Source organism: Ensifer sp. Root142 (assembly GCF_001426785.1).
GTDB classification, from domain to species: Bacteria; Pseudomonadota; Alphaproteobacteria; order Rhizobiales; family Rhizobiaceae; genus Ensifer; species Ensifer canadensis.
On the sequence record NZ_LMFK01000044.1, the window covers coordinates 164,956 to 189,675 of the forward strand.

Here is a 24,720-nt window from a genome sequence, read left to right on the forward strand (position 1 = left end):
CAACGAATCGGCGGCTTTCCGGCGCGCAAAGCCGCGAACAGGACAAATTTTCATGGAACGACCGCAACTACCCCAGGGGCTGCCTGCCGATATCGAAGACAAGAAGGCAGCAGCCAGAGCCTGGTTCGAAAGCCTGCGCGATACGATCTGCGCCGCTTTCGAGGCTGTCGAAGACGACCTGACCGGCCCGCTGTCCGACCGTGAACCGGGCCGCTTTGTCGGCAAGGAATGGAGCCGGGACGGCGGCGAAGGCGGCGGCGGTCGCATGTCGATGATGGAAGGTCGCGTCTTCGAGAAGGTCGGCGTACACACCTCGACCGTCTTCGGCGAATTCTCACCGGAATTCCGTGAGCAGATCCCCGGCGCCAGCGAAGACCCACGCTTCTGGGCATCGGGTATCTCGCTGATCGCGCATCCCGTGAACCCCAATGTGCCGGCCGTTCACATGAACACCCGCATGGTCGTCACCACCAGCAACTGGTTCGGCGGTGGCGCAGACCTGACGCCGGTGCTCGACCGCCGCCGCGTCATGACCGACCCTGACACGCAGCTGTTCCACCGCGCGATGGAGATCACCTGCAACCGTCACTCGGTGGCTGATCACGCCAGGTACAAGCAGTGGTGCGACGAGTACTTCTTCCTGAAGCACCGCAACGAGCCGCGCGGGACCGGTGGCATCTTCTACGATTGGCTTCAGTCTCCGGCCGAGCAAGGCGGTTGGGACGCGGACTTCGCCTTCACGCGTGATGTCGGCAAGGCGTTCGCGCTTGTCTACCCCAAGATCGTGCGCACCAATTTCAATACGCCCTGGACCGAGGAAGATCGCGACGAGCAGCTCGTGCGTCGCGGCCGCTATGTCGAGTTTAACCTGCTCTACGACCGCGGCACCATCTTCGGCCTGAAGACCGGCGGCAATGTCGAGTCGATCCTCTCGTCCCTGCCCCCGGTCGTGCGCTGGCCCTAAAAAATTTCTACTGCATGTTTCCTTAAATCCTATTCGATTTAAGGATAAAAACACGCAGCAACTCAAGGTGCTACAGCGACCTTTGCGCGTCTCATAAGACGCGCGGCGCTGTAGGAAAAGTGCGAAGCGGTTTCCGTCAGGAAATACTTGGAAATGAAGAGATAGAGCGTTTCTGAGGCTCCTTTTGAACGAAACCGAAGGTGCGCGGACGTCATTTGCAGATGCGCACCTTCTTGATCACCACCCGGCCATAGGCGCCATAGGTCTGCACCGTCTTGACCACGCAGGTCTGTCGATAACCGTAGCTGTAGTTGCCGGCTTTTGCCGGAATGGCGAGAGCAATGACAGTCGTCATCGCGAGCGCGACGGCGAAGAGAGAATGGCGCATGAATGGTTCCCCGTTCGAATTCTGCGGCCAGGAATGACGTGCGATCCGCATGTCCGAGCCATCGCACGAAAGCCTGGATTGCGCTGTTTCGATTGGAACAGCTGAACAAATCGTCGAGCGCCGCGTTGTCCTTCCATCGAGGAAGGGGGCCGGACCATGATCTTCAAGAAGCGCACATTTCACGGCAGCGAACCGGATCGCAGCACCGGGGATCACCCCGCCGAGCTGGAACGTCGCGTGGCGCATGGCCTTGCGGTGACGCCCGGGCTCGATGCATCCGACGTCACGGTTGTCTGCCAGGGAAATACGATCGTGCTTGCGGGGCATGTCGCCACGAAGGCCGAATCCGCCCGCGCCGAAGAGGCCGCAAGACTGACGAAGGGGGTGGCAGAAGTGGTCAACCGCATCGAGGCGGCAGAGGGAAGATAGGACTGGCTCAGATAGAACCGAGCGTCCAGCCGACGATCTCGGATGCGACCGTCGCGAACGCCTGATCGAGGGCCCTGACGAAGGCCGGGTTGCCGGTGCCCTTGACGCCGGCCGTGGCGCGGAATGCCTTCTGCGCCCGCACAGTGCCGTTCCGGTCATTGACGATCTTTGCAAAGATCTCGACGACCGCCGTATCGGCGCCTTCGGTCGAGATCTCGAAGGAGCGGATCTCGCTGATCACCTGATAGTCGATCGCCAGCCCCTCGCCGGGCTTGCCGACGCCCGCCACCTTGCCGGTATTCTCGAACGCCTGAACCAGCTTTGCCTGCACCATGCGCGGCAGGCGGTCGCTCCATTGTGCCTTGGACAGATACTGCAGCTCCGAACCGGAAAGACGGATGACGACCTGGTCGCTGTCGAGCGCTTTCAGCGCCGTCGGTTCCGGCACGAGTATCTGCTTGCTGGTCGCAGCCCGTCCTTCGACGACCGGCGACGCGGAAAGGCTGAATGTATCGTTGACGGCAGCACCGGCGCCGCACCCGGCCAACAAGACAGCCAGCGTGAAAACCAGGGCAGAGCGTTTCGCTCCCGTCTCACGCATACACACCAGCCCCGGAAAATTCATACTGCCCAAACCCTTGTCCAATTCGCAGCACCTTAGAGCGCTCTTTAATGAAAGCAACCCGCCGGCCCCACCCGGCTTTGTCTTACCTGATTCAGCGTCGGGTGCGACCATCGTATTGCTTGACTGTTTCGCCGCCGAACAGCAGGCGTTGCGGATTCTTGTCGAATGTCGAAATCGTATTCTCGAGGCTCTGCACGGTGCGACGTGTATCGGTCACCAGTGCCTCGACATCGCGAAGGCCGGAGCCGGAGAACCGCTTCAGATTGTCTGCAATCGGGCCGATCTGGGCGTTGAGGTTGTCGGCCATCTTGCGGAACGATTCGAGCGTGGTGCGCGCCTCGGCCGAAAGCGACGGTGCGTCGGCATCGCCGAGGAACCCATCGACCTTGACGAGGATGCTGTCGACGCGGCTGGAGGCAGCATTCAGCTTGCTGGCCATCTGGGTCACGTCGGTGATCGTGCGATCGATGTCCTGCTGGCGCGCCGTGATCTTCTCGGCAAACTGCGTGATGTTGGCGACCGTCCTGCGGGCGTCGGCACTTGCTGCCGAAATGTCGTTGACAACAAGTTCGACCTTCTGCTTGTCGACGGCAGCCACCAGCGTATCGACGCGCTCGAGCGTCTTCTGCGCATTCTTGCCGAACTGGTCATAGGTCTCGACCGTGCGCTTGAACGCTGCAATGGTTTCGGAAACGCCGCCTGAGGCGGCCTTCAGGTCATTGCTAAGCTGCTCAACGTTGCTGACGATATGATCGATCTTTTTCGGATCGACCGACTTCACCAGCACGTCGGCCGAGGCAAGGGTCGAATCAAGCTTCTTCGACGCGGCATTGATCGATGCCGAAAGCTCGGTCACGCTTTTCAGGAAGTCGTCGATTGCGCCGGAATTGTCGGCAAGCGCCTTGGAGAATTTCTCGGCATTGCCGATCGTGCTGGTCAGGGGGCCGCGCACGTCCTTGACGAAGCCCTGGATGTCGCTGATCGCATCGTCGGCGCGGTCCATGATCTTGTCCGCTGTCGCGAGCAAGCTGGTGACGCTCGACTGGTCGGCAAGAATGCGCGCCTGCGTACCATTTTCAACGGCGCTGCGCAGGATGTTCTCATCGCCCTTGTTGCCACCGCTCAGCTCGATATAGGCAGAACCCGTCAAACCTTGCACTTCGAGCGTCGCCTTGGTCGATTTCAGCACGGGCGCATCGATGGAGACTTCCGTGACAGCAATCGAGTAACGCGGATCGTTGGCGTCGATCGCCAGATTGCGCACCGAGCCGACGGGAATGCCGTTGAAGCGAACAGGCGAGCCGACGGAGAGCCCGTTGGCGGAACCCGGAATGTTGACGACCAGCTCGACCATCTCGCCGCTGCGGCCGTATTGCGACATCCAGTAGACGAAGCCGAAGGCAGCCGCGATCACGAACACCGTGAAGAAGCCGACAATGGCGTAGTTCGCTTTAGTTTCCATTCGTCCCGACTACCTCAGTGGCCATCCTATCGGCCGTTCTTCTGCTTCAGACACCCCGGAAGATGTCCAAGACACCCGGGATCGCCCGCCGGCTTCCTGACGCTATTCGTCGTGCCGCACGATCGACCGCGCCCGTTTGCCCCGGAAATAGGACTGCACCCAAGGATCGTCACAGGCCAACATGTCCTCGACGGTCCCCTCGACCAGAACCTTCTTGTTTCCGAGCACCGCAATGCGATCGCAAACCGAAAACAGGCTGTCGAGGTCGTGAGTCACCATATACACGGTCAATCCGAGCGTGTCGCGCAGCTTGGCGATCAACTCATCGAACTCGGCCGCGCCGATCGGGTCGAGGCCTGATGTCGGCTCGTCGAGAAAGACGAGATCGGGGTCGAGCGCGAGCGCGCGGGCAAGTGCGGCTCGCTTGATCATGCCGCCCGAAAGCTCGGATGGGTATTTGTCGGCCGCCTCCGGCGCCAGACCTACCAGCTCGATCTTCACGCGCGCCAGTTCGTCCATCAGGCTCTGCGGCAGGTCGAGATATTCGCGCATCGGCACCTGGATGTTTTCACGCACCGTGAGGGCCGAAAAGAGTGCGCCGTGCTGAAAAAGCACGCCGAGACGCATGTCGAGCGCGATCCGGTCAACCTCGGACATCCTGTCGTATTCCGCGCCAAGGATCTTGATCGTGCCGGAGCGCTTGGCCAGAAGCCGCAGCACCGTGCGCATCAACACCGACTTTCCGGTACCCGAGGCACCGACGAAGCCGAGGATTTCGCCGCGAAAAATCTCGAGGTTGAGCTTGTCGAGCACGATGTGGGAGCCGAAGCCGACCGTCAGGTCGCGCACGGACAGAACCGCTTCGTGTTCGTAGGCCGGATCCTGCTGTCTTTCCGTGGCTGCTGTGCTCATCGTTCCATCCGCCTCAGAAATCGATCGCTGCGTAGAACATGGCAAACAGGCCGTCGATCAGGATCACCACGAAGATCGATTTGACCACCGAAGAGGTCACGTGGCGGCCAAGCGATTCGGCGCTGCCGCCAACCTTCAGGCCTTCGACTGCCGCCACCACGCCGATGATCAGCGCCATGAACGGCGCCTTGATCATGCCTGCCGCAACCGATGAGAAATCCACGGCCTCCTGCAGGCGCGACAGGAAGGTCGCAACGGTGATGCCCGAATAGGTCCAAGCGACCAGCGCCGCACCGGTCAGTGCTGCGAAGTTGGCAATGATGGTCAGGAGCGGCAACGCGATCGTCAGCGCCACGAGGCGCGGAAACACCAAGACGCCGACGGGGCTGAGGCCCATGACCTTCAGCGCGTCCACCTCCTCGCGCATCTTCATCGAACCGATCTCGGCCGTGATCGCGCTGCCCGAACGCCCGGCGATCATGATGGCGGTCAGCAGCACGCCGATTTCGCGCAGTTGCAGGATGCCGACCAGATCGACGACGAAGACTTCGGCGCCGAAATAACGCAGCTGGAATGCGCCTTGCTGCGCAATGATCGCACCGATCAGGAAGGACATCAGCATGATGATCGGCACGGCCTTGACGCCCATGCGGTCGATCTGGTGAACGATGGCCGCCGGCGAGACGCCACTGTGCCGCCCGAGCTTGAGCTGGGCACCGCGAACCGCCGAGCCGAGAATGTACATCGCCGCGACGGTATCGTTCCAAGTGGCGATCATCACCTCGCCGACCGGTGCGAACAGCCGCTGGAACAGCGGAAGATGTTCGCTTTCGTCCTCCGGTGCCGGCAGTTCCGCCGGTAGCGCGCCGATCAGCTCGACATAGCGTTGACCGCCGTCGACGAACTGGATCTCGTCCTTTTCAGGTCCGGCAAGCCGCGTCATGAAGCGCCGGATGATCCAGGCGCCGGCCGTGTCCATAGCCGTCACACCCGACAGATCGAACTGCCTGACGCTGCTGCCCTTGCGCGCAAGCTGTTCGAGCTTGGCGGCCATGGCTTCAGCTGTCTCGTGCCGCCAGACGCCTGAAAAGACATACGCGCGTTCCGAGCCTCCGGCGTCTCCACTGAGCGCGACATCCGCAACGATCTTGGTCTGGGAACGCGTCACCTGGTCTCTGTCATCCCGATTTGCTAACCGCTCGTAAAAGCTTGCTCCGTCATAACGGCTCACATCCTTGATGTCATCCTGACGAAGCCGGTAACATCAAGACCTAAGCGCCAGATAGGCCCCGCCGGAGAAGATTTCATGTCAACTGTGCTCGAAGCGACAACCGAAGACTTCCCGATTGCGGGCACATTCACGATTTCACGCGGTTCGAAGACCACGGCAAGCGTCGTGACATGCCGAATCACCAAGGACGGCACCAGCGGTTGGGGGGAATGCGTACCCTATGGCCGCTACAACGAAACCATTGCCTCGGTGCTCGCCGAAATCGAAGCCATATGCCCGCAGATCGAACAAGGCCTGACGCGCCCGGAGCTACAGTCGGCGATGAAGCCGGGTGCGGCCCGCAATGCGGTCGACTGTGCGTTGTGGGATCTGGAAGCAAAGCAGAAAGGCAAATCTGTCCATGAGCTTGCCGGTCTCTCCTCACCTGGCACATTGACGACGGCCTATACGCTGTCGCTTGCCGAGCCCGATGCGATGCGCAACCAGGCCGCACAATATGCCCACCGCGCGCTGCTCAAGATCAAGGTCGGCACATCAGACGATGCCTCCCGCATCCGCGCCGTGCGCGAGGGTGCGCCGGAGAGCCGCATCATTCTCGATGCCAATGAAGGCTGGACGCCCGACAGCCTCGCCTATCACTTCGCCATCTGCGCCGAGCAGCGCATCGACCTGATCGAACAGCCGCTTGCCGCCGGCCATGATCAGGCCCTGGCCACGATCGCCCGCCCCGTTCCGGTGTGTGCCGACGAGAGCGTGCACGCGACCGGCGACCTCTCGGCCCTGGTCGATCGCTATGACGCCGTCAACATCAAGCTCGACAAGACGGGCGGCCTGACGGAGGCGCTTCGCATGCGCGATGCGGCAACGTCGCTCGGCCTCAAGGTGATGGTCGGCTGCATGGTCGGAACCTCGCTCGGCATGGCACCGGCAATCCTGGCGGCGCAGGGCGCGGATTTCGTCGATCTCGACGGGCCCCTGCTTCTGGCACGCGATCGCACGCCCGGCCTGCGCTACGAAGCCTCGCTGGTCTTTCCGCCGGAACCACGCCTCTGGGGCTGAAGATACCAGGCGGCAACGGCAAAGCAGCAGCCGGCAAAGGCGACGACCGACATCGAATAGAACCCGTTCACCCCGTACCAGGCGTAGAGATAGCCGGACAGGAAGGTGAGGATCGCCGTGAAAATGCCGGTGTAGAAGAAATAGAGCCCCTGGGCCGATGCCTCCTGCTCCTCGACGACGCGCTCCACCAGCTTGTTCTGCATGCCGGTGTGCATGATCGCATAGGTGAAGGCGTGGAAGCACTGCAGCACGAAATAGCCGGAAAAGCCGAGATCCATCGGGAAGATGATCCAGCGCACGACCGCCAGCGAGCAGCCGGACAGGATCATCGTCCAGACGCTGAAGCGGCGGATGATCGCCTTGGCGAAGATGAACATCGTCACTTCAGCAGCAACGCCGGCACTCCAGAGGATGCCGATCTCCGTGCCGCTATAGCCGATATGCTGCCAGTAGATTGCCGAGAAAGCGAAGAGCATGGCGTGGCTGGCGTTCACCAGCGTCACGCCGATCAGCAATAGCTGCAGATCGAGCTGGCGCAACGATTGCGGCGGAGGCTCGGTCAGCGCCGTGATCGGTGACGGGCGCCGCGGTCGGCCGACCTTTGGCGCCGCAAAGGCCATCAGGATCGTCAGGCCGAAACCGACCGCCATCGCCGGCAGCACCATGTCGCCACCGAAGATGCCGATCATCCAGCCGCCGAGCATGGTTGCGCCGATGAAGGCGACGGAACCCCAAAGCCGCATCTGCGCATAATCGAAACCCCAGCGCCGGACGCCGGAAAGCGCGATCGCCTCGACGATCGGCACATAGGGCGAATAGACCGCCGATTGCAGCGTATAGATGATCAGAACCGGCCAGAACTCCCGGGCGTAGAACAGCACGAAAGCCGTCGCCAGCGACAGGAAACCTGACCAGATCAAAACGATCGTGCGCTCTCCGAGCCGATCGGCGATCACACCGGCAATTGGCGCGGTGATCACGCGTACGAACATCGGCAGCGCCAGCACGACGCCGATCTCGAAATCGCTCATGGAAAGCGTGCTCAACCAGACCGGAAAATACGGCATTGCGAAACCGTTGACGATCAACGGAGCGCAGAAGAGCAAGGCGATGCGAAGCGCAAAATGACGCGGCGGAGGGCCCACAGTTGCGGGCGCTTGGGAGGGAATCATGGGAGAACCTGATGGCTATCGGCCAGCAATAGCATAGCCCGCTGCCGGATCGCCATAACCTAGATTTCACTACAAGCGACGCTTGCGCCCTCGCCGGCGTTCCCGTCAGGCTGCCCGTTGCGTCAGCAGGTGCGCCAGAAGCCGTTCGGCTTCGGCCGTTCCCTCGGCCTCTGCGACGCCGCCGCGCATCTGATGCCAGGTGATCAGTTCCATGGTGCCGTCGTGGTGTTCGGCGATCGCCGTGCAGCTTTCGACCCAGTCGCCCGTGTTGATGTAGCGCACGTCGCCGATATCCTCGATGACCGCATGGTGGATATGGCCGCAGATCACGCCCTGCGCATCATGCCGCCGCGCCTCGTCGGCAACCACCTTCTGGAACTCACCGATAAAGTTGACGGCGTGCTTCACCTGCAGCTTCGCCCAGGAAGAGAACGACCAATAGGGCATGCCGAGCCGGCGACGAACGGCGGCCAGGCCGATATTGATGGCGATCGCCGTATCGTAGGCCCAGTCGCCGAGATAGGCGAGGATGCGCGCATTGCGCACGACCACATCGAATTCGTCGCCATGCAGCACCAGATAGTTGCGGCCGTCGGCACCCTTGTGCATATGGCGCTGCGCCACTTCGATGCCGCCGAAGTGAACACCCGGGAAATCGCGCATGAACTCGTCGTGATTGCCGGGGATATAGATGATGCGCGTGCCCTTGCGCGCCTTGCGCAGCAGCTTCTGGACGACGTCGTTGCAGTTCTGCGGCCAGTACCAGCTACGCTTCAACCGCCAGCCATCGACGATGTCGCCGACGAGAACGATGGTCTCAGCCTCGTGATGGCGCAGAAAATCAATAAGAAAGTCGGTCTTGGCGGCCTTGGAGCCGAGGTGGACGTCGGAGATGAACAACGTCCTGAGGTGTCTTACGGAATTGATTTGCGGTGCCGCCATCATACCAGCCTCGTCTTGATTGAGCCTTCTGGGGCCCGTCAAAACCAGACTCGTGTTTCAGGAAGATGACACGGACGCCGGCCGCTTCGTCGCACCGGCTTAAAAGAACCGCGCAAAAACTGTACGCGGTTCGCAATTCATGCCACAAGGCCACGTCCAAAAAAGAGGAATGCAGACTATGAGCACGGGCGACAAAACGAAATCCCAGACAGGTCCGGTCAGCGGCGACATCGACCAGCAGGCCCTTTTCTTCCACCGTTACCCTCGCCCTGGGAAGCTCGAAATTCAGCCCACCAAGCCGCTCGGCAACCAGCGCGATCTCGCGCTCGCCTATTCGCCCGGTGTGGCTGCGCCCTGCATCGCCATCCGCGACAATCCTGAAACGGCTGCCGACTACACGGCACGCGCCAACCTTGTCGCGGTCATTTCCAACGGCACGGCCGTTCTCGGCCTCGGCAATATCGGTCCGCTTGCCTCCAAGCCGGTCATGGAAGGCAAGGCCGTCCTGTTCAAGAAATTTGCCGGCATCGACGTCTTCGACATCGAGATCGACGCGGCGAGCATCGAGCGTATGGTCGATGTCATCTCGGCGCTCGAGCCGACCTTCGGCGGCATCAACCTCGAAGATATCAAGGCGCCGGAATGCTTCGAGGTCGAGCGCCAGTTGCGCGAAAAGATGCAGATCCCCGTCTTCCATGACGACCAGCATGGCACCGCGATCATCGTTGCGGCCGCAATCCTCAACGGTCTGGAACTGGCCGGCAAGGACATCGCCAAGGCCAAGATCGTTACCTCGGGTGCAGGTGCCGCAGCGCTCGCCTGTCTCAATCTGCTGGTCACGCTTGGCGCCAAGACCGAAAACATCTGGGTGCACGACCTCGAAGGCCTCGTCTACAAGGGCCGCGAAGTGCTGATGGACGAATGGAAGTCCGTATACGCGCAGGAAAGCGACAACCGGGTATTAGCCGACAGTATCGGCGGCGCCGACGTTTTCCTCGGTCTTTCCGCCGCTGGAGTCCTGAAACCGGAACTGCTGGTGCAGATGGCCGAAAAGCCACTGATCATGGCGCTCGCCAACCCCACGCCCGAGATCATGCCGGAGGCAGCGCGCGCGGCGCGCCCCGACGCGATGATCTGCACCGGCCGTTCGGATTTCCCCAACCAGGTCAACAACGTGCTTTGCTTCCCGCACATCTTCCGCGGTGCGCTCGACTGCGGCGCAAGCACGATCAACGAAGAAATGAAGATGGCGGCGGTCCGCGCCATTGCCGGCCTTGCCCGCGAGGAGCCGTCCGACGTGGCCGCCCGCGCCTATTCCGGCGAGACGCCGGTCTTCGGTCCCGATTACCTGATCCCCTCGCCCTTCGACCAACGCCTGATCCTCCGGATTGCGCCGGCGGTTGCCAAGGCTGCCGAGGAAAGCGGCGTCGCCACCCGCCCGATCCAGGACTACGACGCCTATCTCGACAAGCTGAACCGCTTCGTCTTCCGCTCGGGCTTCATCATGAAGCCGGTCTTTGCCGCCGCCAAGAATGCGCAGAAGAACCGCGTGATCTTCGCCGAAGGTGAAGACGAGCGCGTGCTGCGCGCCGCCCAGGTGCTGCTGGAGGAAGGCACGGCCCGCCCGATCCTGATCGGTCGTCCGCAGATCATCGAGACGCGCCTGCGTCGCTACGGCCTGCGCATTCGTCCGGATATCGATTTCGAGGTGGTCAACCCCGAGGGCGACCCGCGCTACCGCGACTACGTCGAGGACTATTTCGCCCTCGTCGGCCGTCTCGGTGTCATTCCGGAAGCTGCCCGCACGATCGTCCGCACCAACACCACCGTCATTGGGGCGCTTGCCGTCAAGCGCGGCGAAGCCGATGCGCTAATCTGCGGTGTCGAAGGGCGTTACAGCAAGCACCTGCGCGACGTCTCGCAGATCATCGGCAAGCGCGACGGCGTGCTCGATTTCTCGGCCCTCAGCCTGCTGATCTCGCAGCGTGGCGCCACGTTCTTCACCGACACCTATGTCAGCTACTGCCCGAGTGCCGAAGAAATCGCCCAGACCACCGTCATGGCGGCGCAGGAGATCCGGCGCTTCGGCATCACGCCACATGCCGCCCTGGTCTCGCATTCGAACTTCGGCTCGCGCGATTCCGAGAGTGCCACCAAGATGCGCCAGGCGCTTCAGCTTGTGCGCGAACTCGCGCCCGATCTGGAAGTCGATGGCGAAATGCACGGCGATTCGGCCATCTCCGAAGTGCTGCGTCAGCGCGTCATGCCCGACAGCACGCTCTCGGGCGAAGCCAACCTGTTGGTCTTCCCGAACCTGGATGCTGCCAACATCACGCTTGGCGTCGTCAAGACGATGACGGACAGCCTGCATGTCGGACCGATCCTGCTCGGCTCAGCACTGCCGGCGCACATCCTGTCGCCGTCCGTGACCTCGCGTGGCGTCGTCAACATGGCGGCACTCGCCGTCGTTGAAGCCAGCCATCCGGGCTAGCGACGCCCTCGTTTTTAAGGGCCGCCGCACCCGGCGGCCCTGTGATGCTGCCGCGACCCTGGGCAACAACCATTGTTTGCAAGGGTCGACAATCCACAGCAAATCGGCTGTCGGTTCTGGACAAAAGGTGAACCCCCAACCATTGTGGGGTTTAGCGCAAAAATCGGTGTTGTGGCATGACTGAACAACAGGCTGTCCTCGACATGCTGGAAATTCTGGAATGCGGAGGCTGTGTCGAGCCGGCCCATTTCTTTACGTTGATGCGCCGTACCTTTCGCATCGCTCATCTCCTATATCTTGAAGCTGAGCCCTATGCCGACGAGCTCAAGATCTGCCGGTTGCACCACACGTTCGGTGCCTACGCGGCCGAGCTTTATCTGACGCGGGAGCTCTACCGTATCGACCCGATCCTCAAGCTGGCGCTCGGTGGCGTCAGGCCTGTCGAATGGACGACGGCGCGCCACCGCTTTCCCGAATGCGAGCCATTGTTCAAGACGGCCGAAGAGATCGGCCTTTCCAGTGAAGGCGTCGCCCTGCCGCTGCCCTCGCCGGCCGGCCGCACCGCCTTGCTGGCCATCAACGTCAATATGTCGGCCGCGGAGTGGTCGATCTATCGGCGCAACCACTTGCGCGACTTCCAGCTCGCCGCCAACCTGTTTCATGCCGGCATGCTTGAAAACGCCGCCATGACAGGGGGGCTGAACACGCGCGATACGCGCCTCACAGGTCGCGAAACCGAGGTTCTCACCTGGTCGGCGGCCGGCAAGAGCTATTGGGAAATTGCCACCATTCTCGGCATTTCCGAACGCACCGTGCGTTTCTTCATGACCAATGCCCGCCGAAAGCTCAATGTTGTCTCCAACACGCAGGCCGTGGCCCAGGCCGTTCGCCATGCACTGATCCCGACGGTTTGACCCACCCTCAAGACGCTCCTCCTTCGCTCATCTGAAAACCCGTCTATATTTAGTGGGAAAAAACGGTTTCCGGAACTGTCGGTAGTGACAGTTTCGCCCCTGCCTGAGGACTGACAGCATCACGCCATCCCCCAAAACAAGGATGGAGAAGAAGATGATCAGGATCCTCAACGGCAGGACACGCGGACAGCACCCACAGTCCATCGACGAGATGTTCAAGCTGCGCAAGCGCGTCTTCCACGATTTCCTGAAATGGGACGTGCAGACCGATGGGGAATGGGAGATCGACAATTACGACAAGTCGAATCCGCTCTATATTCTGTCCTATTCGCCGGAGACGGGAAAACTGCGCGGATCGCTGAGATTGCTGCCGACGCTCGGCCCCAACATGCTGGACGATACGTTCCCGATCCTGCTTGGCGACAACCCTGAGATCCGCAGCGCCTCGATCTGGGAATCGAGCCGCTTCTGCATCGACCCGGAGATTTCTCAGGACCGCGCCTCCAACCAGGTGACCGTCGCCGCCGCAGAACTGATGTGCGGTGTCGGCGAACTCGGGCTGGCCTCCGGCATCAGCCATATCGTCACGGTGACCGATGTCTTCCTCGAGCGGATGTTCCGCCGCATGGGTTGCCCCGGCGAGCGCATCGCTGACCCGCACCGGATCGGCTCGGTCTATGCCGTAGCGGTCGCCTGGGAAGTGACGCCGTCGCTGCTCAGCGCCATGAAGGCCGTAGCGGCGATCGAAGGCACGGTTCTTGAACGGCCGATGTCGCTGGAGACGGCACGCGCCGCCTGATCTCTAACGCTCCTTCCGTTCCTCCCACCGGACGGAGCTGTTAACGCAATGCGAGGCTTGTCGTTGCACCGGCGGCGACAAGCCTTATGATAGGGCTGAAACAGGAAGTGCCGACAGCGACCGAACCCGGACAACAAGGGTGGCGCCGTGCGGTTGCAGGAATGGACGTTCGCCCGTGTTCCGGAACATGAAAACCCTAGCCGCGGCGACCTTGCCGCTGCTTCTGGTTCTTGCCGATCAGGCGCTGGCCTCCAGCGTGTGCGACCGCCTGAACACTCGGCTCGCCGAACTGCCCGCCGCCATCGAAACTACGGCCGATACCCGCGATTATGCGAGCGCGATTTCCCGACAGAACATCGAATTGCGCCGGGCGCGCAACGATCGCCGACGCGCCGGCTGCGGCACAGGCAGCGTCGTCGTCTTCAACGGCGGCGACCCGGATATCTGCACAGACATCAACAGTCTGATCGCCGAGATGGAAGACAATCTGCGCATCCTCAAATCGGAGCGCCAGCAGCTGATGTCAGGCGATGGAGACGATACGCGCCGGCGCATCCTCGCCGCCCTCGAGATCAACGGTTGCTATGGTGGCAGCGAGGAATTTGCGACCGCCGACCCGGACGAGCCGGAAACGTACCGCAACATCCTGCGCGATCTGCCGCCGGACGAAAGCTACGGACCAATGCTGCGGGACGGCGAAATGGGCACCTACCCGCCGGAAAGCGGCGTCTATTCCGGCACGCTTCGCACCATGTGCGTGCGCACTTGCGATGGCGCCTTCTTCCCGATCTCGTCCGAGGCAAGCCCTGTGGACTTCGCCCGCGACGAGCAGGCCTGCCGCGCCCGCTGCCCGGGTGCCGAAACAGAACTATTTTTCCACGACCTGGCGACCGAGGAGAGCGACCAGATGGTCTCCGCCTCGACGGGACGCCCCTATAAAGAACTGCCAAACGCCTTTGCCTATCGGACGCGCGGCGTCGGCAAGCCGGGCATTTGCGGTTGCCAGATTCCAAAGATCGCGACGACGCCCAAGGCTTCCAGTGGCAACACTGGCAACAGCGAATCGTCGATCATCGTCATCGAGGGCAAGAAGGAAGCGGCCGCCCCTACCGCCAAGGCGGCTGCGGAGGAGCGCCCCTACGATCCCGCCAAGAGCAAGGTGCGGGTCATCGGGCCGACGTTCCTTCCCCAGGAGGAAACGTCGATCGACCTTCGCCATCCGAAGGGTCCGGGCTACCAGCCGGTTCAGAGCAACTGATCGCAGCGTCTGCCTTTCGGCAGGTTCCCCAGCCTTCCTCGAACACCAGCTCCTCCAGCGGCAGCCGCTGGCGCCAGCCCTTAACCGCAAGTTCCGGCTCCTGGTAAAGGCGATCGACATATCCGAGGCAAAGCCAGGCGACGATCACGACATGATCGGGAATGCCGAGGATCGCCTTGATCTCATTTTCATGAAAGATACTGACCCAGCCGACACCAACGCCTTCGGCGCGCGCCGCAAGCCAGAGGTTCTGCACGGCACAGACGGTGGAATAGAGATCCATCTGCGGGTTATGGGTGCGCCCGAGAACGACCGCTCCACCGCGCGTGCGGTCGCAGGTGACGCAGATGCTCAAGGGTGCCTTGCGGATCCCCTCCAGCTTCAGGGAGCGGTATTTCGCTTGGCGGTCGCCATCGAACATCAATGCCGCTTCGTCGTTGGCGCGGGAAAAGGCCTGCCATACCCGCTCGCGGGTTTCGGCCTGCCGGACCACGACGAAATTCCACGGTTGCATGAAACCCACCGATGGCGCCCGGTGCGCAGCATTGAGCAGGCGCATCACCACATCGTCAGGCAAGGGTTCGGCCAGGAACTGATCCCGCACGTCCCGGCGCGTTTCGATGGCTCGATAGACGGCTTCGCGCTCGTCGGATGAAAAGGCCTCTGCAGCCGCAAGGCCGCCATTAGCGTCAGTCAGCATCGTTCGATCCCCAACAATGCACAACCTTCCGCCGTCCGCGCGGATATCGGTCTATCTTGCCAGGCCGGTCTTCTGACTTCGGATCAACCGGCCGCCTCACCTTCCCAGATCACATGAAGATCCAGTGGCAAGATCTTGAGCAAGCTCAAAATCCCTAGAGGCAGTCGTCCCCGTCACAGCGTTGGGCACGTTCCGGAATAACACCGGATTCCCGATTCTCCCGCGTTGCGGGCACCTGACGGCGTCATAAGGGCACAGCCCACAGGGAATGACAAGCAAGTCCGGCGTCGCTTGCCGGTCACTCCACAGGGCCTCGCGACAGCGTCAGATGTCAGAGCGGCGCGACCGGATGCGGCGAGCCGTCATAGCCGCCCCACACCGACTGGTCGAAGCAGATGACCGACCCCGTCATCAGGCCGGACTCATCCGACGAGAGATAGGCGCAGGCACGCGCGACTTCCTTGGGGTCGACAAGCCGACCGAAGGGTTGGCTGGCGGCCGCCTTTTCGAGCCAGTCGTCTGCCGCCCCATGAAATTCGCGCTGGATGCGGTCTTCCCCTTCGGACGCCATCCAGCCGATATTGAGGCCATTGACGCGAATGCGGTTGCGCAGCAGCGCATAGGAGGTGTTCTTGGTCAGCGTCTCCAGCGCCCCCTTCGACGAGCAATAGGCGGCGATAAACGGCTGACCGGCCATCGCCGACATCGAGCCAATATTGACGATGGTGCCCTGCGTGCCCTCCCGCCGCATCAGCTTTACCGCTTCCTGCATCAGGAAGAACGGTGCGCGCACATTGACAGCGAACATCCGGTCGAACAGTTCGGGGCTGGTGTCCAGGATGGTGCCGCGATCGGTGATCGCCGCCGCATTGACCAGCGCATCGACGCGCCCGAATGTGGCGTCGCAGGCGCTGACGACCTTGCGCGCGTCCTCGACCTTTTCGAGGTCTGCCTCGACATAAAGTACCTGCGCGCCGGTTGCCTTGCGGATCTGCTCGGCCTTCGCTTCGCCCTTGGCAACGTTGCGTCCACAGATGACGACACCTTTAGCCCCACGTTCCGCAAACAGGTTGGCGATCGTTGCGCCCAGCCCCTGCGTCCCGCCGGTGACGATGGCGATCTTGCCGTCGAGACGGCCATATTGCTCGGTCATGAAAGTCCTCCCAGAATTGAAAGTGAGATGAAAACAGGGCGACCGGCCCCCGCCGCAGAACGCCGGGGACCGGAAAGATCGATTCTGCCGTTCAGCTCAGCTTGCGCTGTGCCTGCTCGCCAAGCGCGCTTCTGAAATCCGCATCGCTCCACCTGCCTGCCAGCGCCTCATGCATCAGTTGCGCCTGGGTCTTCGGCGCGAGACCGCCCAGCGGCGGATCGCGATCGAGATTGGTCGGGAAGGAATAGCCCTCGGCACAGGACGCAATCGCATTGGCCGCCTCATCGGCCGAAAGCGTGCCGGATGCCACGAGTGCGGTCAGCGCCGGGTAGAGGGCTGCACTCATCCTGGCGCGATCGACGGTCTCCATCGCCCTCCCGAAGGCCGAGGAGACCTGGAGCAGGTTGGCGACGCGCTTGATATCAGTCGAATGATTGCTGCCGGCCGCATGGAAGAGAGCCGGGTTGAAGAAGACGACATCGCCCTTTTCCAACGGCAGCTGCACGTGATGCTGGTCGAAATAGGCCCGGAACTCCGGACGTTTCAACGCGAGATAGCCGGGCACGTAGGTCTGGCTATAGGGAAGGAAAAGCGTTGGACCGCTCTCGATCGGCATGTCGCAATGGGCAACGGCACCTTGCAACGTCAGCACCGGCGACAGCCTGTGCACATGAACAGGATACTGCTCGATGACATCAGAGGTCTGGAATCCCAGATGATAGTCGCGATGGGCCGCCTGCGACGCGCCGCCGGGATTGACGCGATTGACCTGCGCCGTCAGCTGGTAGTTCGGACCAAGCCAGGCTTCGCTGACGAGCGCGATGATGGCGTTGGCGTAATAGGCGGCAAAGTTCTCAGGGCTTTTCAGGCAGTGTTTTTCGAGCGAATTCCAGATCCTGTCGTTAGCGCCGGGCTTGGCAAAGTGGTCGCCGCCGCCACTGTTGGTGCGGTGTTGCTCGTCGATGATGGCGTCAAAGATGCCGCTGGCCGCATCGATGACTGATGTGTCGGCATAGGCGTGCTTGAACACCGCCACCCCGGGCCCGGTTGCCAGCACCTCGCAGATTTCGGCCAGGGCAGCGCGGCGCCCCTCGGTCGTGGCGCAGGCGGCAACCAGGCTGGCGCTGTCATAGATCAGCACATTTTTCTCGCAGGCGAGCGCGTGTGGATAATCAGCAAGGTTCGTCTGCCGCTCCACCTCCGCACGGAACGCCTCGATGTCGCAGGCATCCTCGCTCAGCCACACACGGTCGAGGCGCTGGCGCGCCCTGTTGTCGGTCTTCATCTCGTTCCTCCTCAGAAACTTTCGATGTCCCGACTATAGGCGGCGTGAGATCGTGATATAGAGCAGGAATCCATCAAAAAACCATCAGGAGAGTTCGTCGTTGGCACATCCGTTTCTGGTCAAGGATATCGCCTTTCAGGCGGGACTCAGCACCGCGACCGTCGACCGCGTCCTGAATGAACGTCCCGGCGTGCGCCGGCAGACGGCAGCCCGCGTGCGAGCCGCCATCCGCGAGCTGGAGAAGCAGCAATCGGGATCGGAGATGCAAGGCCAGAAGCGCGCGATCGATATCGTGATGGAGGCGCCGGAGCGCTTCACCGAGGCGGTCAGGCAGGCGTTCGAAACCGAGGCGCCGACCTTCATGCCGACCACGTTTCGCTGCCGGTTCCATTTTGCCGAGATCATGCGGCCGCACGACATCGCGCAGCTGCTCGACCGCGTCCGCCTGCGTGGGACCGACGGCGTCGTGTTGAAGGCACCTGATGTGCCCGAAATCGTTGGCGCCGTCGCCCGCCTCGAACAGGCGGGAATTGCGGTCGTCGCGCTTGTCACCGATCTGCCGAACTCGGCGCGCACCGCCTATGCCGGGGCCGACAACCGCGCGGCCGGCGAGACGGCGGCCTATCTCGTGGGCGAACGGTTCGCCGGGCAGGCAGCAACCGTGCTCGTGACGATTTCGAGCAGCCGTTTTCGTGGCGAGGAGGAACGCGAAATCGGCTTTCGCCGGGTGCTCCGCGAGCACTATCCGGCGATCCGCATCGTCGAGATCAGCGAAGGCTACGGCAAGGACGCCGAAACCGGTGTTCTTGCAGCAAGAGCGCTTGCGACAGACGCCGACATCAATGCCGCCTATTCGATCGGCGGCGGCAACCGCGCCGTGCTGGCCGCCTTCGAGCGCCTCGGCCGCGACTGCAGCCTGTTCATCGCTCATGACCTCGACCAGGACAATCTGGCGCTGCTGCGCCAACGCCGGATCCATTTCGTCCTGCATCATGACTTGCGCAGCGACGCCCGCATGACTTTTCGCGCTATTCTCGCACGACGGAGCGGCGCCGGGCAAAAGCTGGGCGGAAGCCGACTGTCGGCCGTCGAGGTGATTACACCCTACAACGTGCCCATCATTTGAAAGGCGGGCCCCGCGACGACACGGGGCCGGTCTCTCACTCCGGCAAAAGCACGATCTTTCCGGAAAAGCTGCGGTCTTCGAGCCGCGCATGGGCTGCCGCACCGTCCGACAGTGCGAAGGTCTCGATGCGCGGACGTTCGATGATACCAGCGCGCAGGGCCTGGAACAGACGCTCTGCCCGGCTTAGCCGTTGCTGCCGGTCTGTCAGAAAATCCCAGAGATCGCCGCCAACGACGGTTTTCGAATTTTCCATGAGATAGCGCGGATCGACCAGCGGCGCCGGCCCACCCGCCATGCCGAATGTCACCAGCGTGCCGCGCGAGCGCACCGCCGAGAGACTGTCGAGCAAGGTTATGCCGACCGAATCATAGGCGACATTGACCCCACCGGCGCTCAAGGTGCGCACCTTGTCCGGCCAGCCCTCGTCATATCCGAGCGCATGGGCAGCACCGGCGGCCTTGGCAAGGGCCTGCTTTTCCAGCGTCGAGGCCATGGCGATGACGCTTGCGCCCCGCGCGATGGCGAGCCGGATCAGCAATTGCCCAACGCCACCGCCTGCCGCCTGGACAAGAACCGTGTCACCGGCCCGGACGCTATAGCTGTCCTCAACCAGATACTGCGCCGTCAGCCCCTGCAGCAGGAGCGCTGCCGCCGCCTCGAAGCCGATATCAACAGGAAGCGGAATCGCCCGCTCCAAAGGCACGGTCACCCGCGTTGCATTGGCAAACGGCACGTCGGCAAACCCTATCCTGTCGCCGAGGGCGATGCCTTCAACGCCTTCACCGACCGCGATGACCTCACCGGCCCCTTCATAGCCGGCAATAAAGGGTGCCTTGCCGGCGAGCACATAATTGCCCTTGCGCCGGTAGATATCGGCGAAGTTCAGCCCGATCGCCCGCATGGCGAGCTGGATGTGGCCGGGCGGCACGGCCGGGTCGGCAACCTCGCGGTAGCTCAGCACCTCGGGCCCACCGAACGAGTCGAACACCAATGCATGCATGATCACTTCCCCCTATCGGATGAGCGTACGGACGAATTCGTCGCCGAGCCCGACGGACTTACAGTGTGCCGCATACCGATCGAGCCTGACGAGCACATCGTCATACCCTTCGGCGTTGCCGTCCTCGTCGAGATAGACCAGGGGGCCGAACACATGGAACAGCGCCTTCATATGCCCGGCCTCCGGATGCACGTAGAGCGTATGAATGTCTCCCGCCGGCTCGAAGATGAAGGTGCCGCGTCGTGCTATCCAGTCGCGCTCACGATACCCCCAAGTGCCCTCGAGCGTCCAACCGGTAACCGGATTGGAATGGCGATGCCGCTCGATCGTGCCGGCTCCCTTCGCCTTGAAGAGGCTGACCCAGCTCCCGCCGCGCACGTCAAACAGCAAGGGCAAGGAAAAGGCACTGTCGCCAAATGGCAGCCATCGCCGCTCGTCGGCCTCCGCATCGGCAACGAGCAGCTCGTCTACTCCATATCTGCTTTCGGCAATGTTGATCACAGTCCATCCTCCCGTTAACTTCAACAATTGGGAATTATCTACTATAGTGGATTTCGTCAACAGAATTGAGAATCGTCGATTTTGCCTCTATCTGTTGCGCGAGGAGACGCCATGCCGAAGCTGACCATCACCCGCCGCCCCGCCGAACAGAGATTGCGCACGACTGAGGAGCGTCCGGCCGAACTCGGTGCAAGGGTCAAGGAGCTCAGAATCGCGCGCGACTGGACACTAGAAGAGGCGAGCCAGCATATCGGCCTGTCGCGTTCGGCCCTGTCGAAGATTGAGCGCAACGAGATGTCACCGACGTTCCACGCCATGCAGAAGTTGGCAGCTGGATTCTCGCTCGACCTCCTGAGTTTTCTCGCCTCCGGCGAGGCAAGCCCGCCTGCCGGTCGGCGCAGCATCACCCGACAGGACGATGGTACCCGCCACGAAACGCCGAACTATGGTCTGCGGCTGTTGATGGAAGAGGTCCGCAACACCGCCTTCATGGCGGTGGAGGTTCTGGTCAGAGCACGATCGCTCGACCAGTTCCCGGATTGGGACCGGCATGACGACGAGGACTTCATGTATGTTCTCGAAGGCGATATCACGCTCTACACCGAACACTACGCGCCAGCCGTGCTGAAATCCGGCGACGCCGTCTACTTCGATGCGCGCCTTGGCCACGCCTGCATATCGACCAGCGACAACGATGCCCGGCTGTTGTGGGTGACCGCTCCGCTTGGCGGGCGCTTCAGCCGTTCAGACGATGGCCATGCCGATGGAACGGCGTCGGCCTGACAGCTCAGCCGGTATGGCGCCTGTCAGCCTCATCGTCCGGCGCATCGTTGTTTTCCGTCGAAAGGTCGTCGGCCGTCTGGACGCGGTTGCGTCCCCGTCGCTTGGCCAGATAGAGCGCCTCGTCGGCTACAGCCAGCAACGACCGAGCAGTACGGCCATGCCTCGGCGCAAAGGCCACACCAATGCTACCGCCGATACGCAGCACCTGCCCCTCGAACTCGATTGGCGTCTGCGCATCGTTGACGAGACCGGTGGCAAGTTCGGACGCATCCTTGCCGGTTGACCGCAGGATGACGGCAAATTCATCGCCGCCAAGGCGGGCAACAGTTCCGCGCGCACCAACCCGCAGGCGGTAACGTTCGGCCATCGTCACCAAGACTGCGTCACCCGCCGCATGGCCGTGCTCATCGTTGACGGCCTTGAACTCGTCGAGATCGGCAAAGATCAGCGCGAATGGACGTTTTTTGACGTCGAGCAGGGCCGCAGCGAGCACTTCGTCGAAGCCGCTGCGATTGAGCAGCCCGGTGAGACGATCGTGTTTCGCCATGTGGCGGTTTCGCGCCTCGCTCTGCTGCAGGGCGGAAAAGACGGAGGAGAACCTGAGGGCCACAAACGCCATCAGCAGGGTAGCCGCGATCGCGATGACGATGACGCTCGGCAGGATTTCCGCGCGGACGAAGCCGCCGGGCGATTTGGGCGTCCAGGCGACGACAAGGCATGAGACATCAGCGCAGCGACCGGCGGAGACGTGCACGCCGTCGGCCGGCCGCTGTGACAATGGCACGAAAGCGAGGCCGGTTACGCCAAGCTTTGCCTCGATTTCGCGCAGCGACCGCGCCGTCAGCGGGCGAACCGAAACCATGAACACCGGCTTGCGGCGTTCGGCCGGCAGCTGCAGCGTTTCCGGGATGACGGCCTGAACGACGGCTATGCTCATCTGGCCCTCGATCTGGCGCATATCCACGGCATGAATGCCGGGCACGATCGGCGTGACCGATTGCCGATCAGGCTGGGGGATATCGAGCGTATAGGTGCCGTTGTTGTTTCTCAACGCGTTGTCGTAGCGGCGTCGGGCTTCGTCGAGCAGATCTTCGACGTCGTGAAGCGGGGCATCGGCCGCCTCCGCCGGCACGACCAGCCCATCCTTCACCGCGGTCGAGACATGCCCGTCGGCATCGCTGACGATCAGCCAGGAAAAGCCGTAGTCCTCCCACAGCCAACCCGCCAATTCCGGGGCCACAAAGGTATCGCTCAGCCGTCCGGCCGCAAGTTCCGCATAGGTCGCATTCCAGAAGGAAACCTGGGCCTGAAACTGGACGGCGGCTTCCATCTGGTGCCGCAATTCGTTTGCCACCAGCCGGCGTTCCGCCGAAAGACCGAAGCGATCGGCCTCGACGACGGAGCGGTTGAGAACGAAGATGAGGCTGGCGATCGTCAGGATCGCGACCAGGGTACAGGCCGCATGGATCGCCCACACCGCCCTGTTGCGCTTCGGTTGCCGAAACTTTTGCTCGATCACGCCAGCGCCCCCTCACCGGACCAGCCGTCAAAGGCGAGGGGTGGCACCGGTCAGACGCCACCCTAAAGATCAAAGCAGAAATTTAGTTTAAGCAAGCTGGTATTTGAAAGCCTTAAAGACTTCAACCGCCTAGTAAAGCCGACAATCACCAGTCGTGCGACTGTTAGTTGGACTGCACAGCCGGACGCAACAAGGAGACGATTTCGTCGTCGCCTTCGTCGCGCGCCAGGTCGCGGATCGACCTCGTACCAGTACCATCACGCAGGTTGGCGTTCGCGCCTTTTTCGAGCAACAGCTTCACCACGGATGGCCTCCTGTTGACGACAGCGATAGCGAGCGGCGTCATCCAGTCGCTCTGCGGGTTTGGCCGCCCACGCCCACGGAACTGACCGAAGGGGATGTCGAGCAACTCCGGCTTTTCATTGACGATCTCGAGCACCCGCTCTCCCTTGTCGAAGGCAGCGGCCGCAAACAGGTCGAGCGGCTGTGTCTCGAGGAAGCGCACCATATCGGCCTTGCCGTTGTATTCGGCCCAGCCGATCGGCGGTGCGTGATGATACGGGTCGCGCGCCATGGTGTTGGCACCATGCGCGATCAGCAGCTTCGCCATCTCGATATGCCCGTGCAATGCCGCCTCGTGCAGCGGTGTGCGCGACGTCATGCGGTTGACGTCGAAGCCGAGCGACAGCATCAGCGCCACCTGGGCCGGCTGGGCTTCACCCGCAGCCTCATGCAGGATCGCCGGATGGGCCGCCTGCGTGCGCGAAACAAGCGCCGCATCCCCGGCTGCCAGCGCCTTTGCCGCCGTCGCATTTCCCTCACCGATCGCCCGCGCGAGGCGATCGACATCGGTGAGTTCCGCGACCGTGGCGCCATGGGCCACCAGATAGCCGGCAAGGGTCGGATCACCGCCGAGCTCGGCCCATTGGTAGGGCGTGCGACCTTTCACGACGCGGTTTACGTCGGCCCCATGCTCGACCAGCAGCCGCACACGGTCCGTCATCTTCTTTTCCAGCGCCCAGGCAAGTTGATAGTCGAAGACCCTTTCGCTGTTCTCGATCAACTGACCGTCTTCGCGGACAAGCCAGTTGTTCCTGTCCTTTGCGCTTAGCCCATACCGCAACAAAAGACCGATGCAGGTGTTATCGGGCTCGAACATGCGGTTATAGAGCGCCTGGCTATCATTGGCCGTAGCGCCGGCCTTAAGCAGGAGTTCGGCAAAGGCGACGCAATCCGGATGTTCTGGCTGACGCTCTTTGCCCGCCTCGCCCTGGCCGAAGACGCCCGTCAGCGCGGTAAAACGATATTGCCCGTCGTCCATCCAGAAGGCATTGGCATCGGCGCCACACGCAATGAGCCGTTCAGCCGCTGCAAGGGAAGATCTGCCGGGAACGCGGGCATAGGCCGCGTAGAGCAGAGGCTCCCAATCGTAAGGCCCACCACGCTTGCCGGAGAGTTTCGGATCCGTGTCGAGCCAACGGTCGATGGCGTCGCCATCGCCAAGAGCGGCTGCTACATGGATGCTTTCACGGGCAATTTCTGGATGCTCGTCGAGCAAGGCTTTCGCCTGGGCATATCGCTCCGGGTCCGCAGCGATGTCGCCGAAATAGGACACGGTCGCCAATGCGAGGAAGCGATTGGCAAGCTGTTCGGTGGCGGGCTTGCCGCCCTGAGCGCGTTCGAGATGCGTTTTCAATCGGGTCCAGCTGGAGAAGCCGAACTCCCGGGCGATGACCAGTTGGGCATCCTGCAGGCCGATTGTGGCCGGCTCGGAGAAATAGGACAGCGCCCGCTGGCGTGCCGCGGCATCGCCAGCCTTCAGGGCTTTGTGAAAAGCCTTGGCCTGCTTGCGGATGGAATAGAGGGTAGCGTTCGCGGAAAGATCGCGCGTGATCATGAAAGACCTCCTTTCATTCACGTCCGGTATCCGCGCCCACAGACTGAAAAGAGGTGTGGCAACCAAGTCCAGTGAAACAGGTGGGTCTGGCCCTTCCCGCGGATCGGGTG

23 protein-coding genes and 1 riboswitch are annotated in these 24,720 nt (G+C 62.2%); of the genes, 9 read left to right on the plus strand and 14 right to left on the minus strand.

Going from position 1 to position 24,720, the window contains the following annotated elements; genetic code table 11:
- The first annotated feature begins 52 nt into the window (after positions 1–52).
- Positions 53–964, plus strand: a complete 912-nt coding sequence (hemF, locus tag ASD52_RS29325; protein ID WP_025427205.1) for an oxygen-dependent coproporphyrinogen oxidase — start codon at positions 53–55, stop codon at positions 962–964.
- A gap of 211 nt (positions 965–1,175) precedes the next feature.
- Here the strand turns inward: hemF and ASD52_RS29330 are convergent, their stop codons facing one another.
- A complete protein-coding gene (locus ASD52_RS29330) occupies positions 1,176–1,352 on the minus strand; it encodes a hypothetical protein (RefSeq protein WP_156407975.1) in 177 nt (58 codons plus the stop codon).
- A 156-nt stretch (positions 1,353–1,508) separates the two neighbouring features.
- On the opposite strand from ASD52_RS29330, the gene ASD52_RS29335 reads away from it, so the two are divergent.
- On the plus strand, positions 1,509–1,781 hold the full coding sequence (locus tag ASD52_RS29335; RefSeq protein ID WP_025427207.1) for a BON domain-containing protein: 273 nt from the start codon (positions 1,509–1,511) through the stop codon (positions 1,779–1,781).
- Between the two features lie 7 nt (positions 1,782–1,788).
- Here the strand turns inward: ASD52_RS29335 and ASD52_RS29340 are convergent, their stop codons facing one another.
- The 4 genes from ASD52_RS29340 to ASD52_RS29355 form a co-directional block, all read right to left on the minus strand.
- Complete coding sequence (locus ASD52_RS29340) at positions 1,789–2,406, minus strand: ABC-type transport auxiliary lipoprotein family protein (protein WP_025427208.1); 618 nt, start codon at positions 2,404–2,406, stop codon at positions 1,789–1,791.
- A gap of 91 nt (positions 2,407–2,497) precedes the next feature.
- On the minus strand, positions 2,498–3,868 hold the full coding sequence (locus tag ASD52_RS29345) for an MlaD family protein (protein ID WP_025427209.1): 1,371 nt from the start codon (positions 3,866–3,868) through the stop codon (positions 2,498–2,500).
- A gap of 102 nt (positions 3,869–3,970) precedes the next feature.
- A complete protein-coding gene (locus ASD52_RS29350; protein WP_057208693.1) occupies positions 3,971–4,780 on the minus strand; it encodes an ABC transporter ATP-binding protein in 810 nt (269 codons plus the stop codon).
- Positions 4,781–4,793: 13 nt separating this feature from the next.
- A complete protein-coding gene (locus ASD52_RS29355; RefSeq protein WP_025427211.1) occupies positions 4,794–5,948 on the minus strand; it encodes an MlaE family lipid ABC transporter permease subunit in 1,155 nt (384 codons plus the stop codon).
- A gap of 138 nt (positions 5,949–6,086) precedes the next feature.
- Here ASD52_RS29355 and dgcA point away from each other — a divergent pair, with 138 nt between their 5' ends.
- Complete coding sequence (gene dgcA / locus ASD52_RS29360; RefSeq protein ID WP_025427212.1) at positions 6,087–7,070, plus strand: N-acetyl-D-Glu racemase DgcA; 984 nt, start codon at positions 6,087–6,089, stop codon at positions 7,068–7,070.
- Here the strand turns inward: dgcA and ASD52_RS29365 are convergent.
- Both ASD52_RS29365 and ASD52_RS29370 read right to left on the minus strand, forming a co-directional pair.
- Complete coding sequence (locus ASD52_RS29365; RefSeq protein ID WP_025427213.1) at positions 7,022–8,242, minus strand: MFS transporter; 1,221 nt, start codon at positions 8,240–8,242, stop codon at positions 7,022–7,024. The genes dgcA and ASD52_RS29365 overlap by 49 nt on opposite strands.
- 105 nt (positions 8,243–8,347) lie before the next feature.
- Positions 8,348–9,187, minus strand: coding sequence for a UDP-2,3-diacylglucosamine diphosphatase (locus ASD52_RS29370; RefSeq protein WP_025427214.1), 840 nt, complete (start codon positions 9,185–9,187; stop codon positions 8,348–8,350).
- A gap of 175 nt (positions 9,188–9,362) precedes the next feature.
- Here ASD52_RS29370 and ASD52_RS29375 point away from each other — a divergent pair, with 175 nt between their 5' ends.
- From ASD52_RS29375 to ASD52_RS29390, 4 genes are all read left to right on the plus strand, one after another.
- The gene (locus ASD52_RS29375; protein ID WP_025427215.1) at positions 9,363–11,675 is read left to right on the plus strand and encodes an NADP-dependent malic enzyme; all 2,313 of its coding nucleotides are present in this window, start codon (positions 9,363–9,365) and stop codon (positions 11,673–11,675) included.
- Positions 11,676–11,851: 176 nt separating this feature from the next.
- The gene (locus tag ASD52_RS29380; protein ID WP_025427216.1) at positions 11,852–12,589 is read left to right on the plus strand and encodes a LuxR family transcriptional regulator; all 738 of its coding nucleotides are present in this window, start codon (positions 11,852–11,854) and stop codon (positions 12,587–12,589) included.
- A gap of 154 nt (positions 12,590–12,743) precedes the next feature.
- Positions 12,744–13,388: an acyl-homoserine-lactone synthase gene (locus ASD52_RS29385; protein WP_025427217.1), complete on the plus strand. Its 645-nt coding sequence runs from the start codon at positions 12,744–12,746 to the stop codon at positions 13,386–13,388.
- Positions 13,389–13,575: 187 nt separating this feature from the next.
- Positions 13,576–14,646: a DUF2865 domain-containing protein gene (locus ASD52_RS29390; protein WP_025427218.1), complete on the plus strand. Its 1,071-nt coding sequence runs from the start codon at positions 13,576–13,578 to the stop codon at positions 14,644–14,646.
- Here the strand turns inward: ASD52_RS29390 and bluB are convergent.
- The 3 genes from bluB to ASD52_RS29405 form a co-directional block, all read right to left on the minus strand.
- Positions 14,555–15,346 carry a 5,6-dimethylbenzimidazole synthase gene (bluB, locus tag ASD52_RS37970; RefSeq protein ID WP_057214315.1) on the minus strand — a complete coding sequence of 264 codons (792 nt, stop codon included), beginning with the start codon at positions 15,344–15,346 and terminating at the stop codon, positions 14,555–14,557. The two genes, ASD52_RS29390 and bluB, sit on opposite strands and share 92 nt — an antisense overlap.
- Before the next feature lie 44 nt (positions 15,347–15,390).
- Positions 15,391–15,600: riboswitch (cobalamin riboswitch) on the minus strand.
- Between the two features lie 77 nt (positions 15,601–15,677).
- Entirely contained in the window at positions 15,678–16,499 is an 822-nt protein-coding gene (locus tag ASD52_RS29400; RefSeq protein ID WP_025427220.1) for an SDR family oxidoreductase, read from the minus strand.
- A gap of 91 nt (positions 16,500–16,590) precedes the next feature.
- Positions 16,591–17,784 (minus strand): phytanoyl-CoA dioxygenase family protein, encoded by a 1,194-nt coding sequence (locus ASD52_RS29405; RefSeq protein ID WP_057208695.1) that lies wholly within the window; start codon positions 17,782–17,784, stop codon positions 16,591–16,593.
- Between the two features lie 100 nt (positions 17,785–17,884).
- Here ASD52_RS29405 and ASD52_RS29410 point away from each other — a divergent pair, with 100 nt between their 5' ends.
- Entirely contained in the window at positions 17,885–18,910 is a 1,026-nt protein-coding gene (locus ASD52_RS29410) for a LacI family DNA-binding transcriptional regulator (protein ID WP_025427222.1), read from the plus strand.
- Between the two features lie 34 nt (positions 18,911–18,944).
- Here the strand turns inward: ASD52_RS29410 and ASD52_RS29415 are convergent, their stop codons facing one another.
- Positions 18,945–19,910: a quinone oxidoreductase gene (locus ASD52_RS29415; protein ID WP_025427223.1), complete on the minus strand. Its 966-nt coding sequence runs from the start codon at positions 19,908–19,910 to the stop codon at positions 18,945–18,947.
- Between the two features lie 12 nt (positions 19,911–19,922).
- Positions 19,923–20,411, minus strand: a complete 489-nt coding sequence (locus ASD52_RS29420; protein WP_025427224.1) for a 2,4'-dihydroxyacetophenone dioxygenase family protein — start codon at positions 20,409–20,411, stop codon at positions 19,923–19,925.
- Between the two features lie 111 nt (positions 20,412–20,522).
- Here ASD52_RS29420 and ASD52_RS29425 point away from each other — a divergent pair, with 111 nt between their 5' ends.
- Entirely contained in the window at positions 20,523–21,194 is a 672-nt protein-coding gene (locus ASD52_RS29425; RefSeq protein WP_057214313.1) for an XRE family transcriptional regulator, read from the plus strand.
- A 4-nt stretch (positions 21,195–21,198) separates the two neighbouring features.
- Here ASD52_RS29425 and ASD52_RS29430 read toward each other — a convergent pair whose 3' ends face one another.
- Both ASD52_RS29430 and ASD52_RS29435 read right to left on the minus strand, forming a co-directional pair.
- Positions 21,199–22,713: a diguanylate cyclase gene (locus ASD52_RS29430; protein WP_057214310.1), complete on the minus strand. Its 1,515-nt coding sequence runs from the start codon at positions 22,711–22,713 to the stop codon at positions 21,199–21,201.
- A 163-nt stretch (positions 22,714–22,876) separates the two neighbouring features.
- Positions 22,877–24,610: an ankyrin repeat domain-containing protein gene (locus tag ASD52_RS29435; RefSeq protein WP_025427227.1), complete on the minus strand. Its 1,734-nt coding sequence runs from the start codon at positions 24,608–24,610 to the stop codon at positions 22,877–22,879.
- Positions 24,611–24,720 lie beyond the last annotated feature (110 nt).

Coding starts and splice junctions, on each gene's coding strand:
- hemF (WP_025427205.1), top strand. CDS start 53: ATGGAACGACCGCAACTACCCCAGGGGCTGCCTGCCGATATCGAAGAC.
- ASD52_RS29330 (WP_156407975.1), bottom strand. CDS start 1,352: ATGCGCCATTCTCTCTTCGCCGTCGCGCTCGCGATGACGACTGTCATT.
- ASD52_RS29335 (WP_025427207.1), top strand. CDS start 1,509: ATGATCTTCAAGAAGCGCACATTTCACGGCAGCGAACCGGATCGCAGC.
- ASD52_RS29340 (WP_025427208.1), bottom strand. CDS start 2,406: ATGAATTTTCCGGGGCTGGTGTGTATGCGTGAGACGGGAGCGAAACGC.
- ASD52_RS29345 (WP_025427209.1), bottom strand. CDS start 3,868: ATGGAAACTAAAGCGAACTACGCCATTGTCGGCTTCTTCACGGTGTTC.
- ASD52_RS29350 (WP_057208693.1), bottom strand. CDS start 4,780: ATGAGCACAGCAGCCACGGAAAGACAGCAGGATCCGGCCTACGAACAC.
- dgcA (WP_025427212.1), top strand. CDS start 6,087: ATGTCAACTGTGCTCGAAGCGACAACCGAAGACTTCCCGATTGCGGGC.
- ASD52_RS29365 (WP_025427213.1), bottom strand. CDS start 8,242: ATGATTCCCTCCCAAGCGCCCGCAACTGTGGGCCCTCCGCCGCGTCAT.
- ASD52_RS29370 (WP_025427214.1), bottom strand. CDS start 9,187: ATGATGGCGGCACCGCAAATCAATTCCGTAAGACACCTCAGGACGTTG.
- ASD52_RS29375 (WP_025427215.1), top strand. CDS start 9,363: ATGAGCACGGGCGACAAAACGAAATCCCAGACAGGTCCGGTCAGCGGC.
- ASD52_RS29380 (WP_025427216.1), top strand. CDS start 11,852: ATGACTGAACAACAGGCTGTCCTCGACATGCTGGAAATTCTGGAATGC.
- ASD52_RS29385 (WP_025427217.1), top strand. CDS start 12,744: ATGATCAGGATCCTCAACGGCAGGACACGCGGACAGCACCCACAGTCC.
- ASD52_RS29390 (WP_025427218.1), top strand. CDS start 13,576: ATGAAAACCCTAGCCGCGGCGACCTTGCCGCTGCTTCTGGTTCTTGCC.
- bluB (WP_057214315.1), bottom strand. CDS start 15,346: ATGCTGACTGACGCTAATGGCGGCCTTGCGGCTGCAGAGGCCTTTTCA.
- ASD52_RS29400 (WP_025427220.1), bottom strand. CDS start 16,499: ATGACCGAGCAATATGGCCGTCTCGACGGCAAGATCGCCATCGTCACC.
- ASD52_RS29405 (WP_057208695.1), bottom strand. CDS start 17,784: ATGAAGACCGACAACAGGGCGCGCCAGCGCCTCGACCGTGTGTGGCTG.
- ASD52_RS29415 (WP_025427223.1), bottom strand. CDS start 19,910: ATGCATGCATTGGTGTTCGACTCGTTCGGTGGGCCCGAGGTGCTGAGC.
- ASD52_RS29425 (WP_057214313.1), top strand. CDS start 20,523: ATGCCGAAGCTGACCATCACCCGCCGCCCCGCCGAACAGAGATTGCGC.
- ASD52_RS29435 (WP_025427227.1), bottom strand. CDS start 24,610: ATGATCACGCGCGATCTTTCCGCGAACGCTACCCTCTATTCCATCCGC.